Source organism: Actinoallomurus vinaceus, assembly GCF_039542055.1.
Lineage (GTDB): Bacteria > Actinomycetota > Actinomycetes > Streptosporangiales > Streptosporangiaceae > Actinoallomurus > Actinoallomurus vinaceus.
In genome coordinates this window covers 84,400-104,000 of record NZ_BAABHK010000025.1, presented here as the reverse complement: position 1 = coordinate 104,000, position 19,601 = coordinate 84,400, and the positions used below count along the sequence as shown (strand labels likewise).

At 65.4% G+C, this 19,601-nt stretch carries 16 protein-coding genes; 9 read left to right on the top strand and 7 right to left on the bottom strand.

The features are described from left to right. Nucleotides 1-239 precede the first annotated feature (239 nt). Nucleotides 240-1,487: an O-antigen ligase family protein gene (locus tag ABEA24_RS48980; RefSeq protein WP_345442652.1), complete on the top strand. Its 1,248-nt coding sequence runs from the start codon at nucleotides 240-242 to the stop codon at nucleotides 1,485-1,487. Then, nucleotides 1,480-2,316 (top strand): class I SAM-dependent methyltransferase, encoded by an 837-nt coding sequence (locus ABEA24_RS48975; RefSeq protein ID WP_345442631.1) that lies wholly within the window; start codon nucleotides 1,480-1,482, stop codon nucleotides 2,314-2,316. Before ABEA24_RS48980 ends, ABEA24_RS48975 begins: the two co-directional genes overlap by 8 nt. A 37-nt stretch (nucleotides 2,317-2,353) precedes the next feature. Here the strand turns inward: ABEA24_RS48975 and ABEA24_RS48970 are convergent, their stop codons facing one another. After that, complete coding sequence (locus ABEA24_RS48970; protein ID WP_345442629.1) at nucleotides 2,354-3,568, bottom strand: glycosyltransferase; 1,215 nt, start codon at nucleotides 3,566-3,568, stop codon at nucleotides 2,354-2,356. Between the two features lie 294 nt (nucleotides 3,569-3,862). Here ABEA24_RS48970 and ABEA24_RS48965 point away from each other — a divergent pair, with 294 nt between their 5' ends. Together ABEA24_RS48965 and rffA are read left to right on the top strand one after the other, a co-directional pair. After that, nucleotides 3,863-4,747, top strand: a complete 885-nt coding sequence (locus ABEA24_RS48965) for an N-acetyltransferase (protein ID WP_345442627.1) — start codon at nucleotides 3,863-3,865, stop codon at nucleotides 4,745-4,747. A gap of 6 nt (nucleotides 4,748-4,753) precedes the next feature. Continuing rightward, on the top strand, nucleotides 4,754-5,893 hold the full coding sequence (rffA, locus tag ABEA24_RS48960) for a dTDP-4-amino-4,6-dideoxygalactose transaminase (protein ID WP_345442626.1): 1,140 nt from the start codon (nucleotides 4,754-4,756) through the stop codon (nucleotides 5,891-5,893). Here the strand turns inward: rffA and ABEA24_RS48955 are convergent. Continuing rightward, nucleotides 5,887-6,855, bottom strand: a complete 969-nt coding sequence (locus ABEA24_RS48955) for a glycosyltransferase family 2 protein (RefSeq protein WP_345442624.1) — start codon at nucleotides 6,853-6,855, stop codon at nucleotides 5,887-5,889. The two genes, rffA and ABEA24_RS48955, sit on opposite strands and share 7 nt — an antisense overlap. Before the next feature lie 301 nt (nucleotides 6,856-7,156). On the opposite strand from ABEA24_RS48955, the gene ABEA24_RS48950 reads away from it, so the two are divergent. The 4 genes from ABEA24_RS48950 (at nucleotide 7,157) to ABEA24_RS48935 (ending at nucleotide 10,849) form a co-directional block, all read left to right on the top strand. Then, a complete protein-coding gene (locus ABEA24_RS48950) occupies nucleotides 7,157-7,588 on the top strand; it encodes a GtrA family protein (protein WP_345442622.1) in 432 nt (143 codons plus the stop codon). A 245-nt stretch (nucleotides 7,589-7,833) separates the two neighbouring features. Next, complete coding sequence (locus tag ABEA24_RS48945; protein WP_345442620.1) at nucleotides 7,834-8,901, top strand: glucose-1-phosphate thymidylyltransferase; 1,068 nt, start codon at nucleotides 7,834-7,836, stop codon at nucleotides 8,899-8,901. Further along, nucleotides 8,898-9,887, top strand: coding sequence for a dTDP-glucose 4,6-dehydratase (gene rfbB / locus ABEA24_RS48940; protein ID WP_345442618.1), 990 nt, complete (start codon nucleotides 8,898-8,900; stop codon nucleotides 9,885-9,887). The genes ABEA24_RS48945 and rfbB overlap by 4 nt, the downstream gene beginning before the upstream one ends. A 38-nt stretch (nucleotides 9,888-9,925) precedes the next feature. Then, a complete protein-coding gene (locus ABEA24_RS48935; protein ID WP_345442616.1) occupies nucleotides 9,926-10,849 on the top strand; it encodes a sulfotransferase in 924 nt (307 codons plus the stop codon). 9 nt (nucleotides 10,850-10,858) lie between these two features. Here ABEA24_RS48935 and ABEA24_RS48930 read toward each other — a convergent pair whose 3' ends face one another. Continuing rightward, nucleotides 10,859-11,740, bottom strand: a complete 882-nt coding sequence (locus ABEA24_RS48930) for a glycosyltransferase family 2 protein (protein ID WP_345442614.1) — start codon at nucleotides 11,738-11,740, stop codon at nucleotides 10,859-10,861. A gap of 302 nt (nucleotides 11,741-12,042) precedes the next feature. Between ABEA24_RS48930 and ABEA24_RS48925 the strand changes: the two genes are divergently transcribed. Then, a complete protein-coding gene (locus ABEA24_RS48925; RefSeq protein WP_345442611.1) occupies nucleotides 12,043-14,331 on the top strand; it encodes a hypothetical protein in 2,289 nt (762 codons plus the stop codon). A 28-nt stretch (nucleotides 14,332-14,359) separates the two neighbouring features. Here ABEA24_RS48925 and ABEA24_RS48920 read toward each other — a convergent pair whose 3' ends face one another. From ABEA24_RS48920 to ABEA24_RS48905, 4 genes are all read right to left on the bottom strand, one after another. Then, nucleotides 14,360-15,193, bottom strand: coding sequence for an FkbM family methyltransferase (locus ABEA24_RS48920; RefSeq protein WP_345442609.1), 834 nt, complete (start codon nucleotides 15,191-15,193; stop codon nucleotides 14,360-14,362). Between the two features lie 13 nt (nucleotides 15,194-15,206). After that, complete coding sequence (locus tag ABEA24_RS48915) at nucleotides 15,207-16,592, bottom strand: MATE family efflux transporter (RefSeq protein ID WP_345442607.1); 1,386 nt, start codon at nucleotides 16,590-16,592, stop codon at nucleotides 15,207-15,209. Between the two features lie 2 nt (nucleotides 16,593-16,594). Continuing rightward, complete coding sequence (locus ABEA24_RS48910) at nucleotides 16,595-17,998, bottom strand: O-antigen polymerase (protein ID WP_345442605.1); 1,404 nt, start codon at nucleotides 17,996-17,998, stop codon at nucleotides 16,595-16,597. A 111-nt stretch (nucleotides 17,999-18,109) separates the two neighbouring features. Further along, on the bottom strand, nucleotides 18,110-19,555 hold the full coding sequence (locus tag ABEA24_RS48905; RefSeq protein ID WP_345442603.1) for a tyrosine-protein kinase domain-containing protein: 1,446 nt from the start codon (nucleotides 19,553-19,555) through the stop codon (nucleotides 18,110-18,112). Between the last annotated feature and the right edge of the window lie 46 nt (nucleotides 19,556-19,601).

The window sequence follows — 19,601 nt, the reverse complement described above, 5'->3', positions numbered from 1 at the left end:
CCGCTCGTCATCGGACGCGTTCGTACCGGCGCGGTCGCAACACGTTTCGTGCGTCGCCCGGTGGATCACGTGCTGCTACTGTCCGTAGTTATACCTGTGCGCACTGTGCGGGTCGGTCGAGCGAATCAGGAACGTCGGGGGGAACGAGGGTGCACGGGCGGACGGGCCACGCTTCGGCCGCGGGCCTCCGGGACCTTTGCCGACCGGCCACGCTGGTCCTTCTCCTGGTTCCCTTGAGCATGCTCGGCGCGGGCACGTCCACCGACGGCCGACTCGCCGTCGTCAGCGCCATCGCCGTGTCGGCGGCGATCGCCGCCGCATCGGTCCTTCTCGGCTTCGTGCCGATGCGGCACACCTATCTCTGGGTGGTGCTCCTCGCCGGCCTGCTGGTCGTGAGCTTCGTCTTTCCCTCGGCGGCGGTGCCGGCGCCGCCAGGGGAGCGGTATCGGGTCGTCGATCTCCTGAGGTCGTTGGGCGGGATGCCTCAGGCGCAGCTCGCTCGGCTCTTCGACCTCGTGGGAATCCTGGCGGGTCTGGCGCTGCTGGGCGTCAGCGTCGTCACCTCGCCACACCCCCGGCAGGTCGCGCGCGTGATCACGCTGTCCGGTGCGGCCGCCGCGGCGTACGTCCTCGTCCGCGGTGGTTTCGACAACGTGCGTCTCGAAGGGCTCGGTTGCAACCCGAACTACCTCGGCTTTCTCCTCGCCATCCCGTTCGTCACAGCCGTGGGGCTGGTGCGGTACGCCCGTAATCCGAGATGGTTCGTGCCCGCGGCCGTCTGCGGCATCGCGCTCTCCGAGACGCACTCGCGGAGCGCGTCCCTGGCGGCGGCCGTCGGCGTCGCCATCGTCCTGCTCCAGGGCTGCTCCCGGCTCTTCCAGATCATCCTGATCTCCGGCGTCGCCACGGCCACGACCGCGGCGGCGGCCGGCGGGATGCTCCGGCCGATGGGACGGCATATCGAGAACCTGGGTGCGGGTGGCCGGACGACCACTGATCTGAGCCTCAGCAACGGTCTGCGCAAGAGAGTGGCGGAGTTCGCCGTACGCGTGATCACCGAGCATCCGCTGCGGGGGATCGGCCTTTCGACGTTCCCCGGCTATGCCCAACGCTCCCCAGGCCTCGGCGTCTACCTCGCCACCCATGACGAATATCTGCGGCTGGCCGCCGAGGCGGGCGTCATCACGTTGATCGCGTTCGTCGTCCTGCTCTGGCTCGGCCTGGCGCGGCGACAGGTCGGCGACCTGGCGCTGCTGCGGGCCGTGGTGCTCATGTACGGGGTGATTCTCCTGCTGGCCAATCCGTTGGCGAATCTGGTCGTCAGCGCGCCCTGCTGGGTCTCGATGGGGTGCCTCCTGGCCTCCCGGCCCAGCCGGGGGCTCACCACGACGGCGCTGGTGGCCGGCGCGGCTCGGGCGCTCCGGCGGAAACGGGAGACGACCTCGATCATCGGACCATCACGAGAAGGGGCGGAGCCACGTGCCTGACGTCCGAGCCGATGCCCGGAGGGACGACCGGTTCCGATTCGGCGAGAACTGGCGTTCCTTCATCGAACTCGTCGATGACACGAGGATCGCCGCCGCCGTCCATGCCGTCCGAGATCCTCTGGGGGTCGCCGACCTGACGGGCCGCACCTTTCTCGACGTGGGGTGCGGCAGCGGGCTCTTCTCGCTGGCCGCCCAGCGGCTCGGGGCACGGGTTCGCGCTTTCGACCTCGATCCGGAGTCGGTGGCGGCTGCCGCCGAACTACGCAGGCGGTTCGCACCGGGCAGTGACTGGGACATCGAGCAGGGGTCCATCCTCGACGCGCGGTTCGTCGAGCGCCTGGGCACCTTCGACGTCGTCTACGCCTGGGGCGTCCTGCACCATACGGGCGACCTGTGGGGTGCGATCGACGCCACGTCCCGCCTGGTCGTACCGGGCGGCCTCATCTACATCTCGGTGTACAACGACCAAGGGCCACGAAGCCGGATGTGGTGGCGGGTGAAGCGGCGCTACAACAGGTCCGGTTCGCTGGCCCGGCGGCTTCTCGTCGCGGCGAGCGCCGCCTACCTCGTCCGGAACGCGCCGCTGCGCCGGCTCATGCGTGCGGCCTCCGCCGACGCCGGCGTGTCGGACCGGCGGGTACGGCCACGGGGCATGTCCGCCTGGCATGACCTCGTCGATTGGGTCGGTGGGTTTCCCTTCGAGGTGGCCGGACCTGAGCAGGTGTTCGGGTTCCTGCGCTCCCGGGGCTTCGAACTGCGCCACATGACGACCTGCGGAGGCGGCCTCGGGTGCAACGAGTACGTCTTCGAACGTCCGGTCGGCGGTTGATCGGTTCGGCTCCGACGTGCGTCCTCGGGAGGGGTTCTCACTCCCCGGAGCCGGTGGTGCGCTGCCGTGGTTGGACGCCGTCCCGCCGCCCGCGTCCGAGCAGTTCGCGGTAGATGCGCACGTGCTCGTCGACCATGACGTCGTCGCTCAGGTGCGCCTCGCTCCACGCGCGTGCCTTCAGGCCCAGTTCGGCGGCGAACGCCGGATTCCCGAGCACCCGTTCGATCCCGTCCGCGAGCGCCTGGGGATCGGCCGGTGGCACCAGTACGCCGCGGCCGCGAAGCAACTCGCCGGTGCCTCCGACCTCCGTCGCGACGACCGGGCGTCCCGCCGCCATGGCCTCCATGACGGCGTTGCTCATGCCTTCCTGAAGTGAGGCGAGAGCCACGACGTCGCACCGCGCCAGCAACCGTCCGATGTCGGTTCGCGTGCCCAGGAAGCGGGCGTCGATGCCGAGCCGCGTCGCCTGACGCTGCAGCGCCGCCCGCTCGGGCCCGTCGCCGGCCAGCGCGAGTGTGCAGTGGACCCCACGCGTCCGCAGTCGTGCTGTGGCCTCGAGAAGGTACCGGTGGCCCTTGTACGAGATGAGGTTGGCCACGCACAGCACGACCGGAAGCCGGGTGGCGAGGGGAGCCGGAGGCATCGGCTCGAAGGCGGAGCCGGGAAGGCCGTTGCGCACGATCGTGAGCTTCTCCGCCGTGACGCCTCTGTCGCGCAGCGCGTCGTCGGCGACGGCCCGCGCATTCGCGATGAGATGGTCGGTCATGCGCGTCGCCACGGCGTCCAAGGCCGACACCAGCGGGCGGCCCCGCTTGAAATCACCTAGGCTTCGGCGGCCCGCCACGAGCACCGGGACGCCGGCCGGCCGTGCGGCCGCGGCGGCCGTCACGTGGCTGTGGAAGAGGAACGCGTGCAGCACGTCCGGCCGTGTCCGGCGCAGGCGGCCGACCAACCGGAGGAACGCCGCCGCGTTGTCCGACGGCATTCGCCAACCCGCCGAGCGGCGCTGGAACCCGAGGTGTACGACGGGGACATCCGCGGTGCGGAGGGTGTCTTCGTGCGGACCTCCCTCGAACATCACGAGCACGCTCGTGTCGACGCCCCGTGCGCGCAGGCCCTCGGCGAGCAGGGCGACCTGCTTCTCGGTTCCGCCGAGGCCGAGTTGGCCGATCAGCAGGCACACACGGTCCAGCGGGGCCGACGCCCCGCCCGCATCGGCCCGCGCTGAGACCGCGACCTCATCGCCTGGCATCGCTCGGCACCATCAAGGGCGATGAACCCGTCCAGAAGGGACGACGGGATTCCGACGCGTACGAGACCGGTCTGCACGGACGTCTTTCCCTGTCATGGTCGTGATGATAGACGACGATTTCCCGCCGACGGTCGCCGTCGGCTTCTCGCCGATTGTCCGTGTCGCCCGCTCGGGGCGATATTCCACCGGACAAGGACGGTGGCGGTCGAATTCCAAAAGAATATTTTAGGAAAGCCGATGCTGATGGTCGACGTCGACTTGAATGCCGCTCGTCCGCTCTGGATACCGTTGTAAGTGGAAGACCTGCCGATGGAATTCATGCGTCACCAGAATTTTCTGGGTGATATGGCGGAGGAACCCATGAGCTGGCACGATGTCGCCGCGGCGCCGGGCGTTGTCGCCGGGCCGTCTCCGTACGACTCGGCCCGGTTCGGTATCGCCGTCGATCGGGTCTCCGTATCCGCGGCGTCGGCGGCGACGCTCGAGGACGTACTCGACGCGATCAGTGCCTCCACGGCGGATGTCGTGATCCTGCGCTATCCGACCGATCGCATGAGATGGTTCGCGGCCTTGACCGAGCTCGACCGGACCGCCATCGTCGCCGACAACCTCGTCGGCTGGAAACTGGCCACGGGCCAGGGGCGACGTCCATCTCCGCTGCCGCGCGGTCTCGAGATCGTCCACGCCGTGAGTGCGGCGGAGATGGACACCATGATCGTCGGTGCCTTCCGTGATTACGGCAACCACTACCTCGCCAATCCGCTGTTCGATCCGGCGCTGGTGCTCGCGGGCTACCAGGAATGGGCCGGCCGGGAGATCACGAGCGGCGTCGTCGCTCTCCGAAACGCCGAGAGCCGAGATCGCGAATCCGGGATGCTCGGGTTCGTCACTTACGGCGATGCGAGCGGTGCCGCCGAGATCGCGCTCGGCGGTGTGATCTCAGGCGCCCAGAACTCCGGCCTCTACCCTCACCTGCTCGCCGGATTGGAGGATCGGGCGGCGTCGCGCGGAATCGAAAGCGTGGTCATCTCCACCCAGAGCCGGAACGTCCGAGTGCAGCGTCGCTGGGCGGACTATGGTTTCAAGCCCGTGCTCAGCATTTTCACAGTCCACCTTATCCGGCGAGGCCTGCTGAGAAATTCGGCGGGGCTCGCGGAGAACCGGTCAAGACAAGGATGAACGACTTTGCCGGACACTACCGTGATTCCGTTCAATCGCCCCTACGTCGCCGGAGCGGAGGAGGAATATCTGGGGCGGGCCATGGCTGGTGGTGCTCTGGAGGGGGACGGGCCGTTCACGAGACGAGCGAACACGCTGATCGCCGAGCTCATCGGGGCATCCTCGGTCCTGCTGACGACCTCATGCACGCACGCGCTGGAGATGAGCGCCCTGCTCCTCGGCATCGCCCCCGGTGACGAGGTCATCATGCCGTCGTTCACCTTCGTCTCGACCGCCACCGCCTTCGCGCTGCGCGGCGCGGTCCCGGTCTTCGCCGACTGCCGTCCGGACACGCTCAACCTGGACGAGCGGCTGATCGAGGCGGCGATCACGGACCGGACGCGCGCGATCGTGGTCATGCACTACGCCGGCGTGGCCTGCGAGATGGACGCCATCATGGCGGTCGCCGCTCGGTACGGCCTGGCCGTGGTGGAGGACAACGCGCACGGGCTCTGTGCCCGCTACCGCGGCCGAGCGCTGGGGTCGTTCGGTGCGATGGCCACACAGAGCTTCCACGCCACGAAGAACGTGCAGTGCGGGGAGGGCGGTGCGCTCGTCATGAACGCCCCTGGACTCGTCGAACGCGCTGAGATCATCCGGGAGAAGGGCACCAACCGCGCCCAGTTCTTCCGCGGAATGGTGGACAAATACCGGTGGATCGACATCGGTTCGAGCTACCTGCCGTCCGACCTGCTGGCCGCCTTCCTCGTCGCACAGCTCGAAGCGATCGACGACATCCAGGCCCGGCGGCACCGCATCTGGGCGGCCTATGACAAGTGGGTGGCCGACTGGGCCGGCGAGCGTGGGGTGCGGCGGCCGACCGTACCCGCCGACCGAGACCACCCGGCTCACCTGTACTACCTACTGCTGCCTGACCTGGCCCACCGCCAGGCGTTTCTGCGCCATCTCGGCGAGCGTGGGGTACGGGCGGCATTCCACTATCAGCCGCTGCACACCACGCCCGGGGGACTGCGGTACGGACGCGAGGCGCCGGGTGGATGTCCCGTCACCGAGGACGTCGCCGACCGGCTCGTGAGGCTTCCACTGTTCGCCGCGATGAGCGATGACGAACTGGGACGCATTGTCGAGGCCGTCATCTCCTACTGAGAGAGGACGTCGGATCGGAGGTCGGCGGCCTCGTCGGACGCCGGCGGGCCGACCTCGGTGCGGATGACGTACGTGGGGCGGCCCATGCCGCCGGCGTGTACCCGGCCGAGATACTCACCCACCACTCCGATGCCGAGCAACTGCGCGCTTGAGAACAGCGCGATCATGGAGGCGAGGCTGGTGAAACCCGCGACGGTGGTCTCCCCGGTGAAATAGCAGCACAACACCAGGCCGCAGAGGAGAAGCCCGAGCGCGCCGACTCCCACGCCGAGGTAGGTGACGAACCGCAGTGGTGTCGTGCTGTACCCGACGAGCATGTTGACGGCATGGCGCAGCAGTGCGCGCAGGGTGTAGCCGGAGCGGCCGGACCTGCGCTGCTCCATGCGCACATCGACGCACGCGATCCGGGTGGTCGCCCAGGAGAGCGCCACGTCGATCGAGACGTGCGGGCCGGTGAGGCCATGGAAACCGTTGCGGAGGAACGTGCGGAACGCCCGGAAGGCACCGATGTGCCGGGCACCGTGGATGCCGAACGGGCCGGCGAGGGAGACCTTCACCAGCTGCGACGCGAGGCTGCGCGCCAGTCCGTGCTCCTCCTCCAGCGGGCGCGCGTAAACGAGATCGACCTCGTCGGTCAGCGCGGCGAGCAGCCGAGGTACCTCCTCGGGCGGGTGCTGCAGATCGTCGTCCATCGTCACGATGACGTCGTGGCGGGCGGCGCGTATGCCGGCGATCAGAGCGTTGTGCTGGCCGTAGTTGCGTGCCAGCTGGATGGCCCGCACTTCCCGGTGCCGGCGCGCCAGAGCGGCGGCGACGTTCCATGTGTCGTCCGGACTGCCGTCGACGACCAGCACGATCTCATGCTCGATGGCCGCGCCGGGAAGGACGGCAGAGAGCCGGGCGACCAGTTCCGGCAGCATCTGTGCCGACCGATAACACGGGACTACGACGGACACGAACATGGGCACCTCACGGACTGGTCACAGCCGGAACAGAAATCTGAGTGCAGCATTTCCAGCTTCGGCCCGTATCTACTACCCGCAGTAGAGAAATTGACCGAACCGCGGTCGTTAATAGACCTTCCTGTTTTCCCTGCTTCGTGTGGCCGGTAGGAAAACACCGCCGTGGCACGATGTGGACGAGAAGACCGGATTGTTGCGGCCTCGCTTGAATCAAAAAGGTGATCGCGCTGGCGGGTGTTTTGGCAACATCGTGACACGCTCGATGGCGTGTGTCTTCGGGGGGATAGAGCGCATGGTGTCAATGTCCAGGATTCTCACGAATAGCGCCATATTCGGGCTTGTCGGCCGCCAGCAGGTGAAGTATCTCCTCGCTGGAGCGATCACTGCAGTGCTGCATTTCGCAATATTCTCCGGTGGGTGGCTGGTGCTCCGTGATGTCGTGCCATATCCCCTGGTGGCGATCGGCGCGCAGGCCCTGACGGTGCTCGCCGTCTACCCGGCGTACCGCGCCGTGGTGTTCCACGCGACCGGGCCGTGGATAGCGGGGTTGATTCGGTTCTACATCGCCTGTGCGGCGGTTCTTCTCCTATCGGTCGTCTCTCTCGTGTCACTGGTCGAGGTCGCGCGGCTCCCGGTGCCGGTGGCGCAGATAGTCACCGCCCTTTGGAGCCCGGTCGTGGCCTATCCGGTGCAGCGCTTCTGGACATTTCGGAAGCCGGTCGCCGGATCTTAGCGCGTTCTCGCGAGTATCGACCTCATGCTCCATCGGTAAACGTTTGCAAAAAGAAGTCGTGTCCGCTGGGTCGCGTGGACACCCATGAGATCATTCGCATGACACGCGGACTCGGGGGGACTACTCGTGGAAGCAGCAGAAAGACGCTTGACCACCGCTGTGACAGATCGCGGTCGGCGGTATTGCGACCAGCGAGCAACTCTCACCCGGCCTCGGACGCCGGCGGCTTCTGGTCTGATTCCGCGATGAAGGCACTGGTGCTCGCCGGAGGACGCGGCACCCGCCTGCGTCCCCTCACTCACACGTCGGCGAAGCAACTTGTCCCGGTCGCCAACAGGCCAGTGCTGTTCTACGGTTTGGACGCGATCTGCGAGGCCGGTATCACCGACGTCGGGATTGTCATCGGTGATACCGGTAACGAGGTTCGCGCGGCGGTCGGTGATGGGTCGCGCTTCGGGCTGGACGTCACTTATATCCCGCAGCAGGCGCCGCTCGGGCTCGCGCACTGTGTGCTCATCGCGAAGGACTTCCTGGGCGACGACGACTTCATCGTGTACCTCGGCGACAACTTCCTCATCGGCGGCATCTCGAACCTCCTTCAGGAGTTCCGGGCCGATGGTTACACGGCGCAGCTGTTGCTGAGCAAGGTCGCCGAGCCGCAGTTGTATGGTGTCGCCGAACTCGGCCGGGACGGTCGCATCATCAGGCTGCAGGAGAAGCCCGCACTGCCGAGAAGCGATCTGGCGATCGTCGGCGTGTACGCGTTCTCGGCGGCGATACACGAGGCGGTACGCGCGATCGAGCCCTCGGCACGCGGTGAACTGGAGATCACGGACGCGGTCCAGTGGCTGATCGACCAGGGACATCGTGTCCACTCGCACATCGTCACCGGTTACTGGAAGGACACCGGTCGTCTCCAGGACATCCTGGAATGCAACCGGATTCTGCTCGAGAAGGTCGAGGCGGACCTGGCCGGCGTGGTGGCGGGCCGATCGGAGATCGACGGCAGGGTCGTGGTCCATCCGGATGCGGTGATCGAGGATTCGGTACTGCGGGGCCCGATCGTCATCGGGGCCGGAAGCAAGGTGGTCCGCTCCTACGTTGGTCCGTTCACGTCCATCGCGGACGACTGTGTCATCGAAGACGCCGAGATCGAGTACTCCATCGTCCTCGGCGGTTCGACGATCCAGGGCGTGCCGCGAATCGAGTACTCCCTGATCGGCAGGGACGTCGAGGTGACACGTGCCGTTCACGCACCCAATGCCCACCGCCTGATGGTCGGTGATCACAGTAAGGTCCAACTGCGCATATGAGGTTCTTTGTCACCGGTGGTGCTGGATTCATCGGATCGCACTATGTTCGCGCACTGCTCCGTAGCGTCTACCCGGGCCGGGAGGGTGCGGATGTCACGGTGCTGGACAGGCTCACCTACGCCGGTAACCTCGCCAACCTCGCATCCGCGGCAGGCCATCCGCAGTTCACCTTCGTCCGTGGTGACATCGCCGACGGCTCGCTTCTCAAGGAAGTTCTTCCCGGCCATGATGTGATCGTCAATTTCGCCGCGGAGTCGCACGTCGACCGGTCGATCGACGACGCCGGCGACTTCGTGGTCACGAACGTTCTGGGCACGCAACGGCTGCTTCAGGCGGCTCTCGAATATGGGGTTCGGACGTTCGTGCAGGTCTCCACCGACGAGGTGTACGGATCGATCGATGATGGAGCCTGGCCGGAGACCGAGCCGTTGCTGCCCAACTCGCCCTACTCCGCTTCAAAGGCGGGCGCTGACCTGCTCTGCCGCGCCTTTCATCGCACCTATGGGATGGACGTCAGAATCACCCGTTGCTCGAACAACTACGGGCCGTGGCAGTACCCTGAAAAGATCATTCCGCTTTTCATCACGAGCCTATTCGATGGACGTAAGGTCCCATTGTACGGCGATGGTCAAAATGTCCGCGAGTGGCTACACGTCGAAGATCACTGCCGTGGCATCCAGCTGGTACTGGAGAAGGGATCGGCGGGCGAGACGTACAACATCGGCGGTGGTACCGAGCTCACCAACCTCGAACTCGTCGGCGGATTGCTCAAGGCGGTGGGGGCGGGCTGGGACATGGTCGAGTACGTCGCCGACCGTCCGGGGCACGATCGCCGGTACTCGATCGACACGACGAAGATCCGAGGGCTCGGTTATCGACCCGAGGTCGATTTCGACGATGGTCTCGCAGCCGTCGTGCGCTGGTACGCGGACAATGAGGACTTCTGGCGGCCGCTCATCGAGGCGGCATACCCGGCGGTCCGTTGACTCATATTCGTGAGGGCACGCTCGGCGAAAGGATTGGTATGCAGCCTCGTGTCATATTCGTGGGTGGTGTTTCTCGAAGTGGTACCACACTCCTGCATCGCCTGCTCGGCCAGTTGCCCGGTGTCGTCTCTCTGGGGGAGGTCAGCAACCTTTGGGAAACAGGGCTAAAAAATGGTGATCTATGCACCTGCGGAGAGCTGATCTCGTCCTGTGTCTTCTGGAAGGAGATAGGCGAACGGGCGTTTGGTGGCTGGGGTGCGCTTGATCTGCATGAAATGGAGCGACTTCGCGGAACGATCGACCGGGTTCGTTTTCTTCCGGCGTTGCTCAAGGGCAAGCGTTCCGACGCCGTCCAGCAGAAGGCCGCCGCCTACGCCTCTTACTATGCCAAGATCTACGCGGCCGCACTCGAAGTAAGTGGAGCGCGGGTCGTTGTCGATTCGAGTAAGCGGGCATCGTTGGCCTGTTGCCTTGGTATGTATGCCGACATCGACCTGAAACTCGTTCACATAATTCGCGACAGCCGTGGTGTCGCATATTCTTGCACAAAGCATGTATTGCGGGTGGACTCCGTCGGTGGGGCAACCCTTGGAACGGCATCCCCGATGGATACCTCCCTCAATTGGATCGTTCAGAACCTCGCTTTGGAGATTTTGGGCAGGAAGGGGGTGTCGACCCACATGCTCACCTACGAACGCTTCATCGATGACCCCGTCGGGCTCCTCCGTGAGCTGATATCTTTTGCGGGCCTGTCGGTCGATGAGCCGGCAATGAGATTCCTGTCCGATGATCATGCCGTGCTGGACACCGGGCACAGTATCGGAGGCAATCCGATGCGTGCGCAGACCGGTCGCGTCTCCCTTCGTCTCGACGATGTCTGGCGCACTCACCTTCCTCGTAGCGACCGTCTGCTGGTGTCCGCGCTCACGTACCCATTGCTCCGCCGCTACGCCCGCGGCTGAGAAAGAGTTCTAGTCTCTCGGCCCGGGCAGGACGAGCCCCGTCAATCCTTCGATGCGGCCTATGGCCCGTTGGAGATACCACACGGTCAGGGCCCGGCGCCCGCGGGCGATGCTCAATGCCGCTGCCGCGAGAGGGCGGAAGACCACCCTGATCCGGAGGCCGAGGCCGTGGTGGCTCCGGTACACGCGTCCGGTGCCGCGCGCATAGCGCCTGGCCTTGATGTGGTGGGCGCGCTCACCCGGTGATGGCGCGTCGGGGTTGTACTCGACGATGATGATCTGAGGGTCGAACAGAATCGTCCAGCCGGCCTTGAGGCCACGAAGAAGCAGGTCCGTCCCCTCTCCCGATTGCCAGGGTGACGCGGCACCGACCCCGAGATCCTCGTCGAACCCCCCCACGGCGCGCAGGAAGTCGCGTCTGAGGAAGACCGTGTGCTCGATGGCGCTCGTCCACACCGTCCGATGGTTCAGCGGCGCCGGCCGGTCGCCGAACGAGGTGAGCTGAGCCGGTCGATCCGGGGTGCCCACCGAGCGACCGGAAACCCCGCCGGCCGATGGAAAACGCGTGAGGACCGCCGCGGCTTGCGCGAGCGTATCGGGTAGATAGCTGGTGTCGTCGTCCGGAAATCCGACGAAATCGTAGTCCGCCAGGGCCGCGACACCTACGTTGCGTCCGACCGATGCGCCGCGTGCCGAGGTCAGGCGACGCACCGGGAGCCGATCTGTCCATGAGGCGACCACGTTGCGTGTGTCGTCATCGCTGCTCTGGTCGATGACGACCACCTCGCTGGGACTGAGCGTCTGCGCGTGGATGGACGCCAGCAGGTGGTCCAGCAGCTCGGGGCGCCCGATCGTCGTCACGACGACCGCGAATTTCGGTTTCGAGTCCATGTCACTGTTGTTCAATTCATCCGGGCCGATGGTAATTTCTTGAGGGTCATCTTCGCTCTTTCTTGTGAACTCACTATATGGAGCTACACTGCGGCAGTGGGTGCAGTATGGTGATCCACCGGTATGGGAGTGTCGCGTCGGCCGTACCGATTACTCCGGACTGTCGCAGTGGCGGCAGCGTTCAAATATTACCGAGAATGATAATTCCATTGCCTCATTTTTTGTGTGACTATCGTTCGAATCTTGCTACGTTGCTGGTCGCTACGCTTCTTTTTTTACGGTGAACCAGCGAGGAGAGGGCCATGGCGCAGGCGCCGCCGGTAGATCAGATGGCGATGCCGATCGGGACTGGGCGCCCGATACGATGGACCGCGAAAGCGCTACGATCGGGCTGGGTCCCCACCGCGCTCGTGGCCGTGGTGGCTGTCGCACTTTTGCGGCATTATGGCGTACCCCTCCGTGAAACGGCGTTTTTCGGTGCCTTTATCGCGCTGGGATCCACGGTGCCGGGAGTGCTGTTGTGGCGCGCTTTTCGAGGGGGATCACGGTTTGTCGCCGAAGAGGTAGCGGCCGGTACGGTCCTCGGACAAGCGATCACCGTGCTTATTTATGTGGCCGCACGGTGGGCCGGGCATCCTTTGTTCGTGCTCGCGTGGCCGGTCGCCACGGGCACCGCTTTTCTCGCCGTACCGGCATTGCGGCGGCACTGGCGAAGAACGGGTCCCATTGGGCACGTCCCGGCTGCCTATTCCTGGGCTCTCGCGGCTCTGGTCGGGTTCGTCGTACTGTCGACCGGGTCGGCGTTCTATCGTCAGCACGGGCTGGCGTGGCCGGGATATGCCGCGCCCTATATCGACATGCCGTATCACCTGGGCCTCATTGGTGAACTCAAGCACCATGTGCCACCGCAAGTGCCGTCCGTGGTCGGTGAGCCGCTCTACTATCACTGGTTCGTCTACGCGGACATGGCGGCCACCAGTTGGGTCACCGGCATCGAGCCGGCGACGCTGCTGTACCGGCTGTTCATGCTGCCGGTCCTGGCAACGTCGCTCGTATTGCTCTTCGCGGCCGGACGGCGCTTGACCGACCGGTGGTGGCCCGGGTTGGTCGCGCTGGCGATCAACTGTCTGGTATGGGCACCGAGCGTGTACTCCTGGGGACCCTCCTTGGGCGTCGACTTCCTGATACGCGCTGACGTTCCGTGGCGAAGCCCGACGCAAGGGCTCGCGGCGATGCTGTTCGCGCCTGTCATTCTGCTGCTCATCGACCTTCTTCGCCGGCCGGGGTCTGGAGCGGGGCCTTGGATCCTGTTCGTCACCTTGCTCATGGGGGTGATGGGGGCGAAGGCCACCTACCTCCCGATGCTCATCGCGGGCCTTCTCATCGTGCTGATCGGGACGATCATCGCGAGACGGCGTCTGCACCGACCGGCACTCGTGGCGCTCCTGGCCACGGTCCCCTCCGTGCTGATCGCGCAATTGGTGCTGTTCGGCGGGACCTCTGATGGTGTGGTCCTTCACCCCGGGTCGTTGTACGGTGCCGTGGCCGATGCGGCCGCCTCGACGTCCGATCCTCCGCAGGCGTTGCGGGCAGTCGCGGCGCTGGTGAGCATTGTTGGTCGGGTCTTTGTCTGGGCAGGCGCACTTTGCCTGGTCCTCCGGCGAAGGGCATTGTGTGACCCGGCGATCCTCCTGCTTCTTGGAATCAGCGTGACGGGCATCGCCGTCGCGAGCATTCTGCGTTTTCCCGGTAACTCTCAGTCGTTCTTCCTCTGCGGCGTGATGCCCTTCATGTCGCTGGCGTCTGCCTACGGGCTTATGGCGGTGCTTCCGAAGCGGCTCGGCCGACGCTCGGGAATCACGCTCCTCGGCGCCTCGGCCGCTGGGGCCGCTGCGGTCTTGGCAATCCGCGGACTGGGGGGGAACACCAAGCCGACCGTGGCCGACGCAGCGCAGCGTATGCTCGGCCCCTTCCTCGCGCTTATAGCGATCAGCATCGGGTTCATGGTGGTTCTGGTGCTCGCCGGACGCCGGCGTCCAGCCGTGCGGTCCCTGTCGCCGGTGGTGGCGCTCGCCTTCGTCGGCGGGCTCATCCTGCCCGGGAGTCTGCTCTACGTCCGGCAACTCTGGCATGGCATTCCCCGAGACCCCGTGTCAGCCGTGATCGGCGCAGGGACGCTCGAGGCTGGGCGCTGGCTGCGGGATCACTCGCGTCCCGACGATGTGGTCGCCACCAACGCCGTCTGCGTCTCCGGCCACGGCTGCGACGATCGGCGCTTCGGCGTATCGGCGTATACGGAGCGACGCGTCCTGGTGGAGAGTTGGCGCTTTAGCGCGAGAGCGCACGCGGAGGGGGTGAGACGGCACATTTCCGACCTGTCAGTGCCCTTCTGGGACCCTCGGCGGCTGATTGACAACGAAGCCGTCTTCCACCAGCCCTCACTCGAGGCGGTTCGGCGACTACGCCACACGTACGGTGTGCGCTGGCTCTTCGTCGACAGGAGCTTTGACCGACCCGCTCCCGCCCTCGAACGATTCGCGCACCTGCGCTATGCGGCGGGTCAGTGCGCTGTCTACGAGATCACGGGGTGAGACGGGCGTCCTCTGAGTCCGATCAGCCCTAAGCTCGACTCGAGTGTTCGTCGAGCATCATATTCGCGATTGCTAGATGGCTGTCGTCGTTGGTCGCCAGAAGGTTCGCCCCGAGGCCCTCTTTCGTGCCGAGACGAAGGACATCCTGCTTCGTGCAGGCCCGCATCCTGATCTCATGGACCAGGAACACGTGGTGATAATTGGCGAAGATGATGTCGAGGAATTCATGCGGCGAGAAGCCGCAATTCTCCAGTCCGTGCGGACTGTATTCGATGAGCAGGGTCGGGTGGAGGCTCAGTGTTTTCTGGGCGCCGAGAAGTACGAACCCGTCGTAGCCTTCCGCGTCGACCTTGATGAGGTCCGGCGGACCGATTTCATGGTCCGCCAGGTACGAATCGAGTGAGATCAAGGGGACCGACGTCGAGCTGGACCAGCCCAGTGCGTTACCGGCGCCGATGGAATGATGGCCGATTCCCCGCGCTAGGTAAATCGTCACGGAGCCGGTCTTGTCACCGACCGCCGCCGCTTCGACGGTAACCTTGTCCACGAGGCCGTTTCGGGCGATGTTCCCGTGCAGGTAGGTGACGTTTTCCGGCACTGGTTCGAATGCGATCAGGTGACCGCCCTCTGGAAGATTGGCTGCGCCGATACAGGAATAGAGGCCGATGTTGGCGCCGATATCGATGATCACGTTGCTGCGGGTCGCCAGGCGCTCGAAGAGGGCGACCTCGACCTCTTCGTAATAACCGGCGAACAGCTGGTGAATGATTGAAAAATCGTATGCCGGGCCGATCAGATTCAGCCCGCGGTACACCGTCGCGACATCATCATCATTTGCGGAACAGCCAAACTTGTACACCATTTTCTGGATGCGTTTAGTGACCGCTAGGTCCTGAACGCGCGTTCGCCTGAACAGTTTCCGGGAAATCTTGAGAGTCTGGCGAGCGATTTGCCTGCGCACGATGCTGGTCAACTCCCTGATAGTCGACTGTGCCGAGTTGTTCGGTGGGCACTGTCGGCCGGTGTCGCCGACCGAGTGGTCGGGCGGTCGCCTGAGGGCGATGTCTTACGTACAGCGCCGCCCCGTACAGGCAGGACAGCGTCATGGTGCCGGCGAGACCCGCCGCGGCTCCCTGAGCCCCGGCGAAAGCAGCGCCGATGGCAGCTGCGGCGACAAGGGCGACCGCCGTGGCCAGCCTGAATATGAAGAGTGGGCGTATCGCCTGGAGGGCGCGTAGGGCCCCCGCCGGCCCCAGCACCGCGCCCTGCGCGATGCGGTAGACCGTCTGCGCCGGCAGTAGGGGAGCCATGAGCAGCCATGACCTGCCGAACAACCACGCACCGATGGACGCCGGCAACACCATCGCCAGCACTCCCGAGGCGGCGCCGACGGTTCCGAGTCCCACCGTGACCACGAGGGTTCCCTGGCCGATTCGGTCCGGCCGGACGGCGAGCAGCCGTGACAGTTCGGTGATGGCGATCACCCGGCCAGCGTTGATCACCACGGCGGCCGGTCCGAAGACCGTATCCGCAGCCCGTAGCGCGCCGACGGCTGCCAGCCCCGCGATCTTGCCGACCACGATCAATGTCCCGTAGGAGCAGATCGTCAGCACCACGCCTTCGACCAGGTACGGACGCGCGAGATCGCCGTACTCACGGAGCCAAGCGGACGCGGAGGCGACGCGCGGAAGGACCCGAGCCTGGGCGATCGCGATCACGGTGGCGACCAGTCCGCTGAGTCCCCAGACCAGGAATACCCAGGTCATGTTCGTCGTCACCGACAGCACGCCGAACACGGCGACGCACTGGCTCAGCCCCCAGGCGGCATCACTCACGATGGCCTTGCGGGGCTGGCCGGCGGCGATGAACCCCATTCGCAGGGTGCTCTGAACGAGGAGTGCCGGCAGCAAAGCCGCCAATAGCAGTACCGGAGCGGTGATGCCGCCCAGGATCGGGCCGGCCAACGGGAGCAGCGCGACGGCGCCGATCAGCCCGAATACCGCCGCGGCTCCCGAGCTGTCGCGCAGTGCCCGGCGTGCGGAGTCGGGGTCGCGCGGGAAACGCACCATTAGCGGCTCGGTGAATGTTGTCTGGGTTAGCTGATGAAAGACTACGTAATAGCCATAGAGCAGGGCGAATTCGCCGAAGGCTGCGGCCGACATACGTCGTGCCGACAGGATGATCAGCATGAAATTCGTCGCACTCGAGATGATCTGGTCGGTGAGGATCCATCCGCCGCGGCGGGTGGCATGAGCGAGCATGATCAGTCCTCCCTGGCGCGTGCGCGATGTAGCAGCATCCACGTAATCAACCCGCCGGCGATCACCGGAAAGGCGCGGCCAAGTCCCCAATAGAAGAGCATTCCCATTTCGAGGACGCCGACGTAGATGACGGCGTAGAGAATGATTCCACGCAGTTCGCCGGAACGCATGGTGCGGTAGCAGATTCCGATAAGCAGCCCTATGGCACCCCACCAGGCGATCGCGCCGACCAGGCCATAGTCGATGATGACCGGAAGGATTCCGCCGGAATTATTGAACTCCAGGTTCCCGTATCTCGCATACAGATACGATGAGTACTCGGCGCCATTGGTGGCACTGTTGTCGATATGAACGAACGATCTCACGATCGGGAAGTTCCATAGGAACTGTCCGGTGTAGCGAGGTATCAGCGAATTCGTGGCATCGTGGGCCAGGACTATGGCTGAATTGTTGCTGGCGGTAGCGTAGTATCCGCCGAGCCGTCGGAGCACGAACCCGATGAAATTGGTGTCACTATGGCGTGCGTAGAAATCGTTCCAGCTGCGGGTGTACTCGAGCGCGCCGAAGACGGCCGCCAGGACAAGTGGGCCAAGCAGCGGAAGCGTCGCCCATAGGATTGAGCGCTGCCGCCGTCGGCTCTTGGGCAGTGCCGTCGCGGCGAGCACGATTACGGGGACGGCCAGCTCCATGAGAGCGATACGCTCGGCATTGAAGAAGCCTCGTGCCAGGCCGAAACTCGCGAGGACGACCAGCTCGAGTGTGTGCCGTCGGCCGCTGATCCGCCGATCCAGCAGCAAGCAGACAAGAGCGAGCGGGCCGACCTGGGTGAGTGTCGTGATTCCCGGAAGGGTGGTGAGGTATTCAGTTCTGGCGGAGAGCAGTGCGCCCTGCTCCAGGGTGAGTGCGGCGTGCAGCTGTTGTTGCCCGTAGCCACGTGTCACGGCGGCCACCGCCCACGTCACGTACCCGATCAAGGCGAGTACCAGGAACACGCGTCCGGCCCACAGCAGGACTCTCTGCTGACCGGGCGAGACGATTACGTGTGGCTTTCGGGATTCATGCCGACGGTGCTTGACGAGGTTCGGTACCAGCGTTCCGACGACGAAAGCGCCGAGAAGCAGCGCGGTGAGAAATGCATCGGCCGTGCCGAAGTATTTCGGCGTGCGCCACCAGTGACGGAAGTCGTCGGCGGGGATGAGGCAGGTGATGGCCAAACAGGGTAGGACGCTCAGGATGCCGGTCCAGCCTGGATGCAGCCACCAGGCACCTCGGCGAAGCTGCAGCGGACTCGGCGTGGACGAGCGGCGTCCCGCCCCGGTCGGGCGATCGTGGAGCGCGGCATGAACGCGTACTGGCACAGACGTCTCCAGCCTTATCGGCGACTGCGGTTTCGTCGGGTCGTTCACGAACGGGATGTCGCCTCGGCCCGGTCATCCGGCCGAGGCTGCGCATCCCCGCTTCTCCATCGGCTGACTCCGGGTACCGGACGACTCTGAGGTCGCGTCTGCCGGCCGAAGTCATCCGACCGGGGTCCTGGGTGGTGCCGCACCGTTTGCCGGCAAAACCGGGCCTACGTCCTCGAGGCGCGGCTTTTTCTCATCCCGGCGATAGCCGGAGGTGCCGCCGTAGTAGCGGTAACGGTCGTGCTTCCCCTTCGTGGCCATATTGACGATCACCCCGAGGGTGATTCCGTTGACCGCGTCAACGCTCTTGACGGCCTCGCGCAGCTCATCGCGCTTGGTCCGTCCTGCGCGCACGACGAGAAGGACGCCGTCGCTGCCGGGGGCGATCACCGCCGCATCCGTGACCGGGAGCAGCGGGGGCGAGTCGATGATCACGTAGTCCGCGTCGGCCTGTAGCTCCTCGAGGAGCAACTGCATCTTCTGGGTTCCCAGCAGCTCGCTCGGGTTCGGCGGTACCGGGCCGCTGGCCAGCACGTCGATCGCACATCTTCTCTCGGCGCGCTGCATGACGTCGGCCATGGTGGCCTGACCGGACAACACGCTGGTAAGCCCGATCTCCTCGATGAGACCGAGTGAGCTCGCGATGGTCGGGCGTCGCAGATCGGCATCGACGATGACGACCCGGGCACCGTCCTCGGCGAGCGAGAACGCCAGGTTGAGGGCGACGCTGGACTTTCCGTCGCCTTCGAGCGGACTGGATACGACGATCGTCCGTGGGGGGCGGTCGACATTGATGAAGCGCAGGTTGGTTCGGAGCTTGCGGAATCCCTCGGCGCGGAGACCGAGGGGGTCGGTGTCGTGGACGAGGGCTCGCTTCCGCGCCGCGCGCTCGTAGACGATTTCGCCGAGTACCGGCAGACCACTCGCCAGGCCCGCGTCGGACGTGACGTCGATCCGGGTGTCGAGGGCCTCTTTGAGCATTCCCGCCAGCGCGCCGGCGAGGGCCCCGAGCACGATGCCGATGAGGGTGTTCAACACCGGCTTCGGGCTACTCGGCGCGCTCGGCTGCGAACCGGGCCTGACCACCTGGATCCGTACGGTCGGGGGGTGCCCCGGCAGCGGTGCCTCCACCTCCGTCACCGCGGCGATGAGGTGGTGCGTGACGCTGTTCACGATCCGCGCCGCCATCACCGGATCGGAATCGCGTACGGCGAGGTTCAGCAGCACGGTGTCGATCGGTACGTCGACCTTGATCCGTTTCGCGAGCCTTTCCGGCCGCATTTGCAGGTGCAGCTCACGGATCACGGGAACCGTGACCTTCGGCGTCGTCACGAGGCCGGCGTACGACCGGACCTGCTGCTGGCTGAAGAGCGTCCCCTGATACGCCTGGTCCAGCCTCTGCGCCTGCTGCGATACCGAGACGAAGACCGATGCCTTCGACTCGTACATCGTCGGTTGCAGCATCGTGACCAGCTGCGCGACGCCGATCCCCAGCAACATGACGGTCACCAGCAGCGCCAGGTGCCGCCGGATCGCGGTGATCAGTTCCCTTACACTCATGCAGTCTCCCGTGTCGGACCCTCGTGAAATGCGAAGTTCTTGGCGT

Coding starts and splice junctions, on each gene's coding strand:
- ABEA24_RS48945 (WP_345442620.1), top strand. CDS start 7,834: ATGAAGGCACTGGTGCTCGCCGGAGGACGCGGCACCCGCCTGCGTCCC.
- ABEA24_RS48925 (WP_345442611.1), top strand. CDS start 12,043: ATGGCGCAGGCGCCGCCGGTAGATCAGATGGCGATGCCGATCGGGACT.
- ABEA24_RS48970 (WP_345442629.1), bottom strand. CDS start 3,568: ATGCCAGGCGATGAGGTCGCGGTCTCAGCGCGGGCCGATGCGGGCGGG.
- ABEA24_RS48905 (WP_345442603.1), bottom strand. CDS start 19,555: ATGAGTGTAAGGGAACTGATCACCGCGATCCGGCGGCACCTGGCGCTG.
- rfbB (WP_345442618.1), top strand. CDS start 8,898: ATGAGGTTCTTTGTCACCGGTGGTGCTGGATTCATCGGATCGCACTAT.
- ABEA24_RS48935 (WP_345442616.1), top strand. CDS start 9,926: ATGCAGCCTCGTGTCATATTCGTGGGTGGTGTTTCTCGAAGTGGTACC.
- ABEA24_RS48930 (WP_345442614.1), bottom strand. CDS start 11,740: ATGGACTCGAAACCGAAATTCGCGGTCGTCGTGACGACGATCGGGCGC.
- ABEA24_RS48955 (WP_345442624.1), bottom strand. CDS start 6,855: ATGTTCGTGTCCGTCGTAGTCCCGTGTTATCGGTCGGCACAGATGCTG.
- ABEA24_RS48950 (WP_345442622.1), top strand. CDS start 7,157: ATGTCCAGGATTCTCACGAATAGCGCCATATTCGGGCTTGTCGGCCGC.
- ABEA24_RS48980 (WP_345442652.1), top strand. CDS start 240: ATGCTCGGCGCGGGCACGTCCACCGACGGCCGACTCGCCGTCGTCAGC.
- ABEA24_RS48915 (WP_345442607.1), bottom strand. CDS start 16,592: ATGCTCGCTCATGCCACCCGCCGCGGCGGATGGATCCTCACCGACCAG.
- ABEA24_RS48920 (WP_345442609.1), bottom strand. CDS start 15,193: ATGGTGTACAAGTTTGGCTGTTCCGCAAATGATGATGATGTCGCGACG.